This window comes from Streptomyces sp. NBC_01116 (assembly GCF_041435495.1).
GTDB lineage: Bacteria > Actinomycetota > Actinomycetes > Streptomycetales > Streptomycetaceae > Streptomyces.
The window spans coordinates 6,409,300-6,422,902 of the sequence record NZ_CP108644.1; the positions used below are offsets into that span (position 1 = coordinate 6,409,300).

11 protein-coding genes are annotated in these 13,603 nt (G+C 70.2%); 7 read left to right on the top strand and 4 right to left on the bottom strand.

Going from position 1 to position 13,603, the window contains the following annotated elements; all coding sequences use genetic code 11:
* Positions 1 to 186: 186 nt before the first annotated feature.
* The 4 genes from OG245_RS28380 to eccE form a co-directional block, all read right to left on the bottom strand.
* On the bottom strand, positions 187 to 3,363 hold the full coding sequence (locus tag OG245_RS28380) for an SCO5717 family growth-regulating ATPase (RefSeq protein ID WP_371626230.1): 3,177 nt from the start codon (positions 3,361 to 3,363) through the stop codon (positions 187 to 189).
* 420 nt (positions 3,364 to 3,783) lie between these two features.
* On the bottom strand, positions 3,784 to 4,017 hold the full coding sequence (locus OG245_RS28385; RefSeq protein ID WP_003965867.1) for a DUF397 domain-containing protein: 234 nt from the start codon (positions 4,015 to 4,017) through the stop codon (positions 3,784 to 3,786).
* 86 nt (positions 4,018 to 4,103) lie between these two features.
* Positions 4,104 to 4,814 (bottom strand): hypothetical protein, encoded by a 711-nt coding sequence (locus OG245_RS28390; protein WP_371626231.1) that lies wholly within the window; start codon positions 4,812 to 4,814, stop codon positions 4,104 to 4,106.
* On the bottom strand, positions 4,811 to 6,166 hold the full coding sequence (gene eccE, locus OG245_RS28395; protein ID WP_371626232.1) for a type VII secretion protein EccE: 1,356 nt from the start codon (positions 6,164 to 6,166) through the stop codon (positions 4,811 to 4,813). The genes OG245_RS28390 and eccE overlap by 4 nt, the downstream gene beginning before the upstream one ends.
* 183 nt (positions 6,167 to 6,349) lie before the next feature.
* Here eccE and eccB point away from each other — a divergent pair, with 183 nt between their 5' ends.
* From eccB to OG245_RS28430, 7 genes are all read left to right on the top strand, one after another.
* Positions 6,350 to 7,876: a type VII secretion protein EccB gene (eccB, locus tag OG245_RS28400; RefSeq protein ID WP_371626233.1), complete on the top strand. Its 1,527-nt coding sequence runs from the start codon at positions 6,350 to 6,352 to the stop codon at positions 7,874 to 7,876.
* 14 nt (positions 7,877 to 7,890) lie between these two features.
* Complete coding sequence (gene mycP / locus OG245_RS28405) at positions 7,891 to 9,147, top strand: type VII secretion-associated serine protease mycosin (RefSeq protein WP_371626234.1); 1,257 nt, start codon at positions 7,891 to 7,893, stop codon at positions 9,145 to 9,147.
* Between the two features lie 162 nt (positions 9,148 to 9,309).
* On the top strand, positions 9,310 to 9,777 hold the full coding sequence (locus OG245_RS28410) for a hypothetical protein (protein ID WP_371626235.1): 468 nt from the start codon (positions 9,310 to 9,312) through the stop codon (positions 9,775 to 9,777).
* Positions 9,774 to 11,444: a hypothetical protein gene (locus OG245_RS28415; protein WP_371626236.1), complete on the top strand. Its 1,671-nt coding sequence runs from the start codon at positions 9,774 to 9,776 to the stop codon at positions 11,442 to 11,444. Before OG245_RS28410 ends, OG245_RS28415 begins: the two co-directional genes overlap by 4 nt.
* A gap of 28 nt (positions 11,445 to 11,472) precedes the next feature.
* Positions 11,473 to 12,714, top strand: a complete 1,242-nt coding sequence (locus tag OG245_RS28420; RefSeq protein ID WP_371626237.1) for a S8 family serine peptidase — start codon at positions 11,473 to 11,475, stop codon at positions 12,712 to 12,714.
* Positions 12,715 to 12,787: 73 nt separating this feature from the next.
* Entirely contained in the window at positions 12,788 to 13,141 is a 354-nt protein-coding gene (locus OG245_RS28425) for a WXG100 family type VII secretion target (protein ID WP_371626238.1), read from the top strand.
* Between the two features lie 36 nt (positions 13,142 to 13,177).
* Entirely contained in the window at positions 13,178 to 13,474 is a 297-nt protein-coding gene (locus tag OG245_RS28430) for a WXG100 family type VII secretion target (protein WP_371626239.1), read from the top strand.
* The last annotated feature ends 129 nt before the right edge of the window (positions 13,475 to 13,603 follow it).

The window sequence follows — 13,603 nt, forward strand, 5'->3', positions numbered from 1 at the left end:
ACTCGCTGAATAAGGCGGGTAGATCTCTGGTTCGCCAGTTGGTGAAGCGAAGGTTTATCAGCGGTGGTCGAGGCTCGTCAACGGTCAGTCAAACAGCGTGTGGGCTGCGGGAATAGCGGAAGGGCCCGCACCGCGCGAGCGGTACGGGCCCTTCACCTGCCCTCATTGGTCTCTACCACTTGGGGCCTACTGCTGGGGCGCCGGCGGGGGCTGCGGAGGTGTCTGCTGCCAGTCGGCGGGAGGCACCGGACCCTGCAACTCGGGCTGGGCCGCCGGGTTGGCCTGCCCGCCCTGCTGCTCCGGCTGCGCCTGCTGCGGCGCGCCTGTTCCGGGCGCGCCGGGCCTGGCCTGCGGGGGAGGCGCCTGGAGCCACCCGTTCTGCGGTCCGCCCGGCGCCCCCTGCGGGGCGTAGGGGCCACCCGGCTGACCGGCCGCCTGATATCCCCCGTACGGCGGCTGTCCACCGTAGGGCTGCTGCTGGGCGTAGGGCTGCTGGTGTCCTTGGTGTCCCGGCTGGGGCTGCCCGGGGTGCTGCGGCTGCGGCTGCTGCTGCGGGTAGGGCCGGCCGGGGCCGGGCTGCTGCGGCGCGTACGGCTGCTGGCCCGGGATCTGCTGGCCCGGGATCTGCTGTCCGGGAACCTGCTGCCCCGCCGCGGGCTGGCCGGGGCCGCCCTGCTGTCCGGGCATCTGCTGTCCCGGCATCGGCTGTCCGGGCATCGGCTGTCCCGGAGCCGGGTAGCCCTGCTGGCTGGGCATGGGCGGGGCGAACTGCGGCGGCGGGTTCTGGCCGTCCCCCGTCCAGAGCCCCTGCTGCTGCTGGGCCCGAGCGAAGTCCTCGGCCACCAGCGCCGAGAGGTGGAAGTACGCCTCACGGGTCTTGGGCCGCATCATGTCGAGGTCGACCTCGGCGCCCGCCGCCAGGTGCTCGTCGAACGGGACGACGACGACACCGCGGCAGCGCGTCTCGAAGTGCTGGACGATGTCGTCCACCTTGATCATCTTGCCGGTCTCGCGGACGCCGGAGATGACGGTGAGCGAACGCTGCACCAGGTCGGCGTAGCCGTGCGCCGAGAGCCAGTCCAGCGTCGTCGACGCGCTGGACGCGCCGTCGACCGAGGGCGTCGAGATGATGATCAGCTGGTCGGCGAGGTCGAGCACCCCGCGCATCGCGCTGTAGAGCAGTCCGGTGCCCGAGTCGGTGAGGATGATCGGGTACTGCTTGCCGAGCACCTCGATCGCGCGCCGATAGTCCTCGTCGTTGAACGTCGTGGAGACCGCCGGGTCCACGTCGTTGGCGATGATCTCCAGACCGGAGGGCGCCTGCGAGGTGAACCGCCGGATGTCCATGTACGAGTTGAGGTACGGGATCGCCTGCACCAGGTCGCGGATGGTCGCCCCGGTCTCCCGGCGCACCCGGCGGCCCAGCGTGCCGGCGTCCGGGTTGGCGTCGATGGCGAGGATCTTGTCCTGCCGCTCGGTGGCCAGCGTCGAGCCCAGCGCGGTCGTCGTGGTGGTCTTGCCGACACCGCCCTTGAGGCTGATGACGGCGATCCGGTAGCAGGACAGCACCGGGGTGCGGATCAGCTCCAGCTTGCGCAGCCGCTCGGCCTCCTCCTTCTTGCCGCCCAGCTTGAACCGGGAGGCTGCGGAGGGGTTACGGCTGCTCTTGGCCTTCTGCTTGCCGCGCACCAGGCGGTCGGAGGAGAGCTCGACGGCCGCCGTGTACCCGAGCGGGGCGCCGGGCACCGACCGCTCCCGCTGGTCGTGCGCGACCGGGGTGGGCCAGGCTCCGCCCGCACGAGGGTCGACGGGCGGCTGCGGCTGCTGTTGCTGCGGCGGCCGGGCCTGGGCGGCGTGGGGCTGCTGCCCGTACGGGGCCGGCTGCTGCGGGGCGACGGGGGCGGGGAGATTCGGGGTGCCCTGGACCGGGAAGGGCGCGTGCGGCGGCTGCGGCTGCGGCTGCGGAGCGTGGGGCGTTTGGCCCGGCTGGCCGGGTTGCGGGAAGCCGTAGCCGCCCTGGGGCGGGAAGCCGTAGCCGCCCGCGTCCTGGGGGGCCTGGGGGTGCGCCTGAGGCGGCAGCGGTGCGCCGGCTCCCTGCTGACCGGGGTTACCCGGGTGACCCGGGTAACCGGGGAACGGCTGTTGCTGGTGCGGCTGCTGAGGGGCCTGAGGAGGCTGGATCGCCTGGGGTGCCTGCGGCGGCTGTCCCTGCGGCGGGAAGCCATAGCCGCCGGGCGCCTCGTTCGCCGGGCCGGAACCGGGCCACTGCGCCGCGGGCTGCGGTGCGGAGGGCCCCGGAGCTGCCGGCTGGAAGGCGGGCGGCAGCGGCGGCAGCGCGCCGCCCTGTGCGGGCGGAGACCACGGCACCGGTGCGGCTGCGGCCTGCGGGGCGTCGGCGACGGCGGGCGGCACGTCCTGGGGACCCGCGCCCTGCGGTACGACACCCTGCGCGCCCGCGCCCGTGCCCGTGCCCGCGGCGGTGTCGGGGGCGGGGGCGTCGCCGGGGCGGCCCTGGGCGCCGGCGGTGCTCGCACCGGCCGCGGCGCCGTCCTCGGAACCCGGGGAGCCCGCGTCCGTACGGGCGGCGGCCTCGGAATCCGTATCGGCGAGCGGCGGAAGCGAGGGAAGAGGGGCGGCCGACCCGGGTGACGTAGCGGACGGGGACGCTTCCTCGGAGTCCGTACCGGTGGCGAAGGCGTCGGCCTTCGCGTCGTCCGCCGTCCCGGCACCGGGCAGGCGATCAGAGGCGGACCCGGCCCCCGTCCCGTCGCTGGATCCTGCTGCGGCTTCCGCCTCGCGCTCCGCCATCTCCCGCTTGAGAGCTGCGGGCGAGAACCGCATCGTCGAGCCGCTCTCCACATCGCCGCCGCCGAACGGACCGGCGTCCCCGCTGTCGGCCGCGGGAGCGATCGGGGCATCCGCCGGAGCCCGCGTGGCATCCGGAACCTGGGTGTGCGGAGCCGGATCGTGCGGAGCCGGATCGTGCGGCCCCTGCCCCTGTGCCTGCGGAGTCTGTGCGTGCGGCGTCTCCGGCACGGCGGGGGAGACCGGGGCCGGGGCCTGCGGAGCCGCGGGGACGGCCGGCTCGGCGGGTGCCGGAGGGGCGGGCGCCCAGTTGGGGTCGAAGCCGCCGGGCACCGCCGACAGGTCGGGCGATGACAGAGGCGCACCGACCGGCGGCGGAGGGGGCGCCAGGTGGGAGCCCGCTCCTCCCGACGAGTCCCCCGCCGCGTTCTGCGTGTACCAGGCGGGAGGGGTGTAGTCGATGGTGAACTCACCCGTCATCTCGGCGGGATCCGCGTCGGACGACTCGTCGACGGGCAGGTCCCATCCGCCGCGGATCTCGTCCCGATCGCCGTTCACTTTGCCTCCTGGTGTGGTCGAGCACCCTTGTGCCGTGGTGGGTGGGGGCGACCGTTCCCGATGTGCCGGTCCGCCCGGCTCTCCCCCTTGCGACGCGCATCACCCGCTCGCAGGTTTCTTCTGCCGCGCCCCACCCACCCTAATCGCCATCCGGCGAACTCAGGCAGGGCGTGGGGCACGGCAAACCCCGCCCCACGGACCGCGTGTCACACCCCGGTGAAGGACGTGCGTCGGAAAGGGAACGACGAGACGGTCAATCCATGCCATACGCGTACAGGGCGAAGGGTGGCAGCTCACTTGGGCGACCACCCTTCGCGGGGCGCTCCGCGAAGCGGCGAGACCGGACCCGCCTGACGCCGGATCTGCGTGAGGGAGTTACGTGATGCGTGAGAGAGCTGCCTCAGGGAGCTGCCGGGGTAGCTACGTGAGGTCGAACTCACCGTCGCGGGCGCCCAGGACGAACGCCGTCCACTCCGCCTCCGTGTACCGCAGGACGGTGTCCGGGTCCAGCGAGGAGCGCATGGCGACGGCGCCGCCCGGCAGATGTGCGATCTCGACCCGCTCCTCGGCCTCCTCGGTGCCGGGCGCGCTGAGCCACGTCACATCCGAGATGTCGAGAGCGTAGAGCTCGTCCTTTTCCTGCTGGGTGCCCATGACGGCGTCCCTTCGATCGAACGGATTCGGTGCGTGGTCCATGTTCCCCGGAGGGAGGGGGGTCCGTGTGCCGAACGGTGCAGGAATCAGTCCATCCGGCGAGCTGTGCCCAGCAGTCCGGTCTCGGCGTCCGTCGCGTTCGTCATCACCCAATGGTGTTCCGGCCCCGCCACCCAGAGGGTGACACCGTCCGCCAGCGTGGGCAGCGCCTCGTACTCCGCGCGCGCGAGCCCCAGGATCCGGCCGATCTGCTCGGCCTCGCCGGGCGAGACCCGCTGGATGCCCACCAGCGCGGACGACCGCATCAACCGCGGTGCCACAGGGCTCAGATAGGGGAGCAGCGTCAGCACGGACTGCCACGGCGAGGACACCACCCGGCCGCGCGGCGGGCGCATCCCGCAGTCCCGCACGACGACCACGGGGCTGCCCACGGTCGCTCCCGTCGGCGGAACACGGCCCACGTCGTACAGGGAGACGCACTCCAGCCCAGCGCCCGCCGCCTGGGCGAGCGTCGTCCAGGCCTGGACGCGACCGGTCTCGACCGCGACCCGCGCTCCGGTGCCCGCCGCCCGCAGCGCCAGGACCTGTGCCGTCCACAGCCCGCCGATCAGGGTGACGTCGTACGGCACCGGGCGGTGGAAACCGATCAGCTGCGGCTTGTTGTTCGCGTCGTTGCCGATGATCACGCCGTCGTCGCCGACCGGCAGCGACAACGCCCCCAGGTGATCGGCGGCCACGGTGTGCCCCGCGTGGCGGGGGCCGCGCAGCCCGCGCCGGGGCTCGGTCCGGTTGCTCACTGTGCGCCTCCCAGCGGGAGCGTGGCCAGAACGCCCGGCAACTGCTCGCGGTCCAGTCGTGCCAGCCCGACCTTGGCGTGCCGGGCTGCCTGCTCCAACGTCCTTCTCACACCGATGAGTTCGGTGTCCGAACCGCCGGTCACCCGCACATGTCCGGCCACGCTCGTCGAGCCCTGGCGCACCCCGCGGCGCACCGTCAGGCTGAACGTCGTCGCGTACGCGGGCACCGAGGTCAGCAGCGCGACCAGCTGCGGCAGCGGTGTCGCGCCCCGGCCCAGCTCGGGCCAGCGGTCCACGGCGTACGTGGTGTGCCAGCGGTCGTCGCACCGCCAGACCCGGGACGTCTCCATCGTGCGGCGCTGCGGAGCGGCGTCCGGCCGGCCCGCCCGCCCCGACAGGATGGGATTGGCGCACGCGGAGGTGGCCACGGCGGAGTTCAACTCGTCCTGGTCCAGCACCGCGGCCTGGAAACCGGCGCCCGTGACCCGGCTCGCCACATGGTCCGCGACCCGCACCAGGCAGCGCTGCGCACCCTCCAGCCCGCCGCCGCGCGCCTCGATGGCCTCACGGCACAGCTCGGGATCCAGCTTCACCGCCACCCACGTCATCCGCAGGGCGGGCGCCCCCGTCTGGTCCTGCAACGGGGCGTAACTCAGCCGGGCCACCGACTGCTGCGGCAGATGAGGGGCCGGTGCGCACCGCACCTGCTGAACCAACTGGGCCGACTCCAGCACGATGTCGTCCACCTGGAGCGCGTCGCCCAGCAGTGACAGCGGGAGCGACCGGGCGCCGAACGCGGGCCGCAGCGACTCACCGCTCGCCTCCACCCGCACCACGGCCGTCAGGAACGTGCCGTCGCCGAGCATGCCGACCGTCCGGTGGGACCGGTCCACGTACACCTGCGGGCCGAAGCCGGGCACGTTCTCGGCGACCGGCGCCAGCATCGGTTCCGCGTCCGAGGGCGGCGTGGCCGCGGACCTGCGCCGGGCCCGGAGCCCGAGGGCGCCCGACACCCAGTCCTGGAGCGCGCGGCCCCGACGGCGTACCACCGCGAGGGCGACCAGCAGACAGAGCACCACGAGCGACGGGATCAGCCAGGCCCCACCGAGCGCCGCGCCCACGGCGGCGATCACGAGGCCAGCCTCGACGATCACCAACTGCCGCAGCACGGGACGCACCCGGTCGGTCCGGGAGATCGAACGCAGCGTCGTCGCGGCGGGGGCGTTCGGCCCGGGGGCGCCGGAGGGCTGCGCGGGAGGTGTCGCGGGCGACCCGTTGCTACGTTGCCTCCGGGAAGTCCCGGAGGTTCGACGGCCGGCCCGCCCGGTACGCTCGCGCGTAGCTGCACCCATCGCCGCGTTGCCCCCTCGTGTCCGTATTCACCGCTTTTTACACGGGTGTTGATCGGGTCGTCACCCTACCTGAGCACAGGGAGGGGAACCCCAGCAGGCATAGTAGGGGCGCGGTACGGCAGCGGGGGCCGACGGTGCGTGTGGGACCCCGTTCGATCACTGGGGAGAAGGGTCAGCGGACACATGGCATCACGGCGGGATGAGCTCAACGCCTATACCTTTGCGAAGCGGAGGTTGATCGCACAGTTCCTGCAACCCAACCCCACAGGCTCCGAGGAAGGCGCCCCCAAACCGCTGCGTGCGGTACTGCCCGGGGCCATCGTCGCCGTCGTGGTTCTCGCCGTCTTCGGCGCCTGGGGCATGTTCAAGCCGGTGGCCCCACAGAAGTGGGACGCCGCCAAGGAACACGTCATCATCGCCAGCAAGTCCACCACCCGGTACGTGGTGCTGGAGACCGACGGCAAGAAGCAGTTGCACCCGGTCCTGAACATGGCCTCCGCCAAGCTCCTGCTCGCCCCGGACAAGGGCACCGTCGTCAACGTCAACGAGTCGGTCCTGGACAGCGGCAAGATTCCGCACGGCGCGACGCTCGGCATCCCGTACGCCCCCGACCGGCTCCCCGACTCCAAGGAAGCGGGCGCGGCCAAGCGCTGGGCGGTCTGCGAACGGCCCGGCGAGGGCGGCAGGGCCATCCAGAAGGCGACCTTCATCTTCGCCGAGCGCGAGGAGAAGAAGACCGAGGGCAAGAACGCCCTGGGCGGCGGTGAGCTGATGTACATCGAGGGACCGGACCGGACCCGCTACATCGTGGACGCCTCGGGCAAGGCCTACCCCGTCCAGAAGGACGAACTGCTCCTGCGCACCCTGGTCGACCAGGACGCCAAGCCCCAACGGGTCTCGGCCGCCTGGCTGGCGACGCTCCACACCGGGGCCCCGATCACCTTCCCGACCGTGGACGGCACGCCCGGGGCGCCCGCAGGGGCCCCCGGCACCCTGGACGATCAGTCGAACCGGGTCGGCATGGTCCTGACCGCCACGGCGGGAACCAGGACGCAGAGTTACGTCGTCCTGCCGGGCAGGGTCGCCCCCGTCTCGGACTTCACCGCCAAACTCCTGCTCAGCAGCCGGCAGTTGGTCAACCTGCAGCAGGCGGGCAACGCCAAGCCGGTCAGCGCCGCCGAACTCGAACCGGGCGCCCCCTTCAACCAGAAGAAGGACTGGCCGGTCAGCAAGCCCGAGCCCGTCAACTCCCCGGACGTCAAGAAGGGCAGCCGGAACACCGTGTGCAACGTACTGCGCGGCGTCGACGCGGACAGCGGTGCCACCACGCTGAGCACCTGGGTGGGTACGGGCTTCCCCGCGACGCTCCCCACCGGCTCCAGCAGCGCCTACGTCACGCCGGGATCGGGCGAGTTCTTCCGCCAGTTCAAGGGCTCCACGACCAGCGCCGGCTTCCTGTTCCTGGTCACCGACACCGGCCTGCGCTACGCGATGCAGTCCAACAGCGACAGCGGCCAGGACGACTCCGGCATCGGCGCCTCCGGTTCGAAGAAGGACCGGGAGTCCCAGCAGCAGGAGGCGCAGCAGGCGCAGAACCGGCTCGGCTACAAGGACGTCGACCCCAACCCCGTACCGGCGGTCTGGTCCGCCCTCCTGCCGACCGGCCCCCGGCTCTCCACCGGCGCGGCCAGTCAGCCGCAGGGTTCGTGAACGGGGGCACGGACATGGCGACCCACGACCACCCCCGCCCGGCCCGCCGCCTGCTCATCGCCACGGCGGCCGCGGCCGTCCTGGTCGTCACCCTGCCGGCACTGCCCGCCGCAGCGGACGACTCCACCCAGTGCACGTTCCCCTCGAAGAACTACCCGGGCCGCCCCTGGGCGCTGCAACGCGTCCTGTTGGACGAGGTGTGGAAGCAGTCCACCGGCAAGGGCGTACGCGTCGCGGTCATCGACACCGGCGTCGACGTCAGGAACAAACAGCTCAAGCCCGCCGTGGACACCGGGGCCGGCCGCAACTTCCTGCCGAAGAACCTCAAGGCCGACGACGGGACGAAGATCGAGCGCGGCAAGGAGAACGGCACCACGGACACCGTGGGCCACGGCACGAAGGTCGCCGGCATCATCGCCGCGCGCGAGATGAAGGGCACGGGCTTCAGCGGCCTCGCCCCCGACGCGACGATCATCCCGATCCAGCAGAACGACGCCGAGGGCAACGGTACGACCGACAGCCTCGCCCGAGCGATTCAGTACGCCGTCGACGACGCGGACGCGGACATCATCAACATCTCCCAGGACACCGCCGACGCCGTGAAGCCGTCCGAGCTGCTGCGGCAGGCCGTGGACAACGCCCTCGCCCAGGAGGTCGTGGTCGTGGCCTCGGCAGGCAACGACGGGCTGGGCGGCAACGTCAAGGAGACCTACCCGGCGTCCTTCGAGGGCGTCCTCGCCGTCGCCTCCTCGGACCGGAACAACGAAAGGGCGGCCTTCTCCCAGTCCGGCGACTTCGTCGGCATCGCCGCCCCCGGCGTGGACATGATCTCCACGGTCCCCGGCGGCGGACACTGCGCCGACAACGGAACCAGCTTCTCCGCCCCCTACGTCGCAGGCGTCGCCGCCCTGATCAAGGCGAAGCACCCCGAGTGGACGCAGGAGCAGATCGTCGCGCAGATGCAGCAGACGGCGGAACGCTCGGTGGCGGGCCACGACCGCCTGGTCGGCTGGGGGGTGGTCGACCCGGTACGCGCCCTCACCGAGGACGACAAGCCGATCGACCGCCCGATCGCCGGCGAGGGGATGAGCAAGGGCAAAGCCCCCACACCCGCAGAACTCCACCTGGGCGAAACGGCCGACGAGCGGAACGCCCGCCTGGCGACGTACGTGATGGTCGGCGGCGGCGTCCTGGTGGCGGCCATCGCGGGTACGGCTGTGGCGGTGCGGGACAAGCGGAGACGCGTGCGGCGACTGGCGGGCGAGGCATAACGACGGGAACGGTGAAGAACAGTGAAGACTCGGTCATGAGACAAGTCACGTGACTCTCAAGTCGATTGGCGCTGTCGTACACAGTGACTAGAGTTGTCGGGATGAGATCGGATCGGCTCGCGCGAGTGCGATAGCAACGCGGAACGATCCGAGCAAACGGGGATGCGGAACGGGGAGGACGGCATTGTGACCGATCCAGGTGGCGGTGGCGGTACGGGTGACCTCAGGCGCGGAGTGGGTGCGCTGGAGACGTTCAAGAGTCGTGTCGACGCCCTGCTGGCGGACTTCGAGGGCTCGGCCGCCAGCAAGACGAAGGTCGCCGACCAGAAGGTCTCGCGGGCCTCACTGAGCGGCCCGAACGCACGCTTCGCCGAGGCGGACGGCCTCTACACCCAGTACAACCGGGTCCACTCCTCCCTCGTCTCGCTCTCCAAGTCCCTCGGCGATCAGATCGAGTACCTGAGCCTGGGCGTGCACGCGGCGGCCGTCGGCTTCGACAACGTCGAGGACGACATCAGGCGGCGGTTCTACGAGATCCAGAACCGTATGGATGCGGACCGAGAGAAGCACGCGCGGCCCGAACAGGCCGATGAGAAGAAGCAGTCGGACTCCGGATGGGCAGCGGAATGAGCGACGAGAAGCAGCAGGACCTGACGCCTGCCGAGCAGTCGGAGCAGGACGAGGGGCGGGTCCAGACCCAGATCGTCGTCACGGACATGACGGAGATGGCCGGCCGGGCTCTGGAATCCTTCGGCTTCGGCAACCCTCGCACCGGCGGCCGTACTTCCTTCGAGGGACACCAGCTCAACGCCCTCATCGACATGGTGGAGAACTCCAACCCGGAGCACCTGGAGAGTGCGGGCGAGGCACTCTGGAAGGCCAGGGACGCCATCCGGCGCGCAGGGAAGGAACTGAAGGACCACCTCAAAGGGGTCGACTGGCAGGGGGAGTCCGGCACGGCCTTCCGCGCTTTCGGCACGGGCCTGGTCGCTCACGCCGAGAAGCTGGGCGACTTCGCGGATGCAGCCGGCACCCAGATCACGGTCGCGGGCACCGGCCTGGCGTCGGTCAAGAGCGCCATGCCGCCGCGCGACCGCCGGATGATCCAGACGGACGTGAAGGACATCCTGTTCCCGGCCCGGACGGAGACCAACCCGCAGTACGCGGCTGCGCTTGAGGTGGAGAAGAACCGCCAGGAAGCCATCAACCAGATCAACCGGTTGGCGTCGTACTACTCCGTTTCGGAGGAAGTGCTGGCGGGGCAGGAGCCGCCGCGGTTCGAGGAAAGCCTCGGTATCCGGATGCCGAAACCGCACGGCAATGGCAACCCCTCTCCCGTCCCTGGTGCTTCCTCCGGGAGCGCCGAAGCCCTTGACAGACCCGCAGTGTCGAACGCTTCGCTGCGCTCGACCGCAGGTGACTCTGCTTCAGTAGGCGTGGTCAGTCAGCCACAGGGTGAGGTTCTCGGCTCTGCGCCCCTGCCGGACAGAAGCACGGCTACAGAGATCAACAGTGTCGCGCCTCCACAGGCTCCGACGACGATCACCGCAACGCCTCCGCTACCGTCTCCCACGACCTCGACGGGTCCGACCGGGATGCCGCCGACGACGGTGTCGCCGCCCTTCATGAACACCATGCAAGGAAACCCGTCGCGTACGGCAGGGCCTCCGACGCAACGGATGGCGAACCCCCAGACCGGCCTGGGCGTGGGCAAGGCGCAGCCCACAGGGGGAGGTCCCGTAGCCAAGGGGCCAGGTGGCGGGCCCCCGGTGGGACGCCCCAGCCCCATGGCCGGGGGAGGATCGTCCACGAGCCGTCCGCCGGTTGGCCCGCAGTCGCCGATCACCGGCCGTTCCACGGCGACGGGCGGCCGACCGGTCATCGGCCAAGGCGGTACGTCCACAGTCGGCGGACCTCGCGGGGGAGGCAGGACCGGCATCGTCGGCGGAACCCCCCAGAGCGCGCCTCAGGGCAGAGCCGCTGCTGGCGCTTCCGGCCAGCGGGGAGTGATCGGAGGGCGCGGAGCAGCAGCTGCCACGTCTCGACCCGGCGGTCGCCCCGCCCAGCCTTCGGGCGCGAACGGAGTCGTGGGTGCCCCCCGCAACGCCGCCGGCGGCGGCTCGAATGCCAAGGGCTTCACATCTGGCGGGGCAGGGCTTGTACGCGGTCCTGCCGGTCGGCAGAAATCCCGTCGTGAGGACGATGACAACGGTTCGACCCGTCCCGACTACCTGACGGAAGACGAAGAGACGTGGAATGCCGGGCGGCGCGGGGCCGTCCCGCCGGTGGTCGAGTAGCAGCCCCAGGGAAGGTACGGAAGCCGGGATGACAGCAGGAATGGGCCGAGCTCGGAGGCGTGTGCGTGTGCTCGGCGCGCTGGCTGTGGCCGCTTCGTGGAGTGTGGTGTTCGTCGGTGCGGCGCAGCCTGCCGCAGCCGATACACAGTCGAAGCAGTGGTACCTCAGCGCCATGCAGGCTGAGGAAATGTGGAAGGTCACGACCGGCGAAGGCATCAAAGTCGCTGTCATCGACACCGGTGTGAACTCGTCCACGCCGTCGTTGCGTGGGCAGGTTCTCAAGGGGGTCGACGTAACTGGGGCACCGGGTGACGAGACCGATGATTACCACGGTCACGGTACGACGATGGCTGAGCTGATCGCAGGGACCGGCAAGGGGGGAGGTCTGAAAGGACTTGCCCCGGGAGCCAAGATCATCCCTATCCGTATGAGTGACGCCGATTTGATGAAGAAGCGCTCCACCGTCTTCAGCGACTCCGCGGATGCCATCAGAGCCGCGGCCGACAGTGATGCACAAATCATCAGCATGTCTTTCGGCAGTGAGGGTCGAGAGATTTCGGAGCATAAAGCGGTCGAATATGCTGAAAGTAAGGGAAAGCTGTTCCTTGCTTCCGTCGGGAACGAGGGGGAGCGAGAAAATATCCAAAGTTATCCGGGCTCATACGCCGAGGCAGTGGGTGTGGCTTCAGCAGACCGTAAAGGTAGAGTTTCGTCCTTTTCGAGCCACTCGGATGCGGTAGACATCGCTTCCCCGGGGAGCGACGTTCCCGGGTGGTGCGACAACTCCTTCCAGAGCTACTGCGACGGCGACGGCGGCACCAGCGCAGCCACCGCCATCGCCTCCGCCTCCGCCGCCCTCGTCTGGTCCCTCCACCCTGACTGGACCGCCAACCAGGTGCTCAACGTCCTCTTCGACACGGCCAGTCGTGACTGGAAGAAGGGCGAGACCAGCAAGTACCTCGGTCACGGCCTGATCCGCCCTTCGATGAACGTCCTCAAGGGCAAGGGCGACCCCGGCGACCCGGACGTCAGCCCGCTCACCAAGGAGAGGACGACCGGCGCCGCCGCGTCCTCCGAGCCCGACGCCTCGGCCTCCGCCTCGCCGCAGCCCGCCAAGAACGGCCCGGAAGGCGACAAGCCCGTAGCGGCGGAAGGAACCAAGTCCTCGGGGGACGAAAGCCAGTTGGGCCTGATCCTCGGAGTGGCCGCAGTTGTGGTCGTGCTCGGAGGAGTGGCCTACGCCGTGGTCCGCAGGCGTAAGGCCGCTTGACCCGCACGTTCCGCATGTACCGGCCGGCGACCCATGCCGGCCTTGCAGAACCAACCGAAAGGGAAAGAGAACCATGGCAGATCAGAAGGTCTCAGATGCCGCGCTTCTGAAGCTGGAGGGTGACCTCAGCATCAAGTTCGACTCGGTGAAGGGGCAGCTCCGGCAGCTCCACGCGACGATCGACAACCTCGAAGGCAAGTGGAAGGGCATCGGCGCCAACCACTTCAACCAGAAGCAGACCGAGATCAACAACCGCATGGTCAGCCTGGCCAAGCAGCTTGTCCGCTTCCAGGAGTCCATCAAGGCCGCCCGCACCATCTCGGGCGACAACGAGGACGAGATCCGCCAGGCCCTCGCGGGTGTGGACGTTGTCGCCGGGCACAACACCGCTGCGAAGGAACAGTCTTCCAGCCTGAACAGCTTCTGACCCTCATCGCGTAACTCGAAAGAAGCGGAGGACCACATGGGAAACAACGACGGTACGACGGTCGTCACTTATGCGAGCCTGGATCTCGCGGCCGCTGAGATCAAGAAGCAGGCCAAGCAGCTCGACATGGACCTCAAGGAGATCCAGTCGATGATCGCGAAGGTCTCGGAGGTGTGGGAGGGCGAGGCGAAGCGCGCCTACACCGCCGCTCAGGAAAGGTGGAGGACGGACGCCGACGCCATCCGCGGCAACCTCGATGAGATCGCCAGGAAGGTCAGCGAGGCGTCGCCCATCTACCGCAGCGGTGACAAGCGGGCGGCAGCGAACTTCTAACGGAGTTCGAGCAACGGAGTTCGAGCACGGCTTCACGGCTCCACAGCACCAAGAGCTCCACAGCACTGCACAACACATCAGGGTGGACACGCGCGGGAGGTGTCCACCCTGAGCTGTTTCCCGAGGCGG

Coding starts and splice junctions, on each gene's coding strand:
- OG245_RS28385 (WP_003965867.1), bottom strand. CDS start 4,017: ATGGGCACCCAGCAGGAAAAGGACGAGCTCTACGCTCTCGACATCTCG.
- eccE (WP_371626232.1), bottom strand. CDS start 6,166: ATGGGTGCAGCTACGCGCGAGCGTACCGGGCGGGCCGGCCGTCGAACC.
- eccB (WP_371626233.1), top strand. CDS start 6,350: ATGGCATCACGGCGGGATGAGCTCAACGCCTATACCTTTGCGAAGCGG.
- mycP (WP_371626234.1), top strand. CDS start 7,891: ATGGCGACCCACGACCACCCCCGCCCGGCCCGCCGCCTGCTCATCGCC.
- OG245_RS28410 (WP_371626235.1), top strand. CDS start 9,310: ATGCGGAACGGGGAGGACGGCATTGTGACCGATCCAGGTGGCGGTGGC.
- OG245_RS28415 (WP_371626236.1), top strand. CDS start 9,774: ATGAGCGACGAGAAGCAGCAGGACCTGACGCCTGCCGAGCAGTCGGAG.
- OG245_RS28420 (WP_371626237.1), top strand. CDS start 11,473: ATGACAGCAGGAATGGGCCGAGCTCGGAGGCGTGTGCGTGTGCTCGGC.
- OG245_RS28425 (WP_371626238.1), top strand. CDS start 12,788: ATGGCAGATCAGAAGGTCTCAGATGCCGCGCTTCTGAAGCTGGAGGGT.
- OG245_RS28430 (WP_371626239.1), top strand. CDS start 13,178: ATGGGAAACAACGACGGTACGACGGTCGTCACTTATGCGAGCCTGGAT.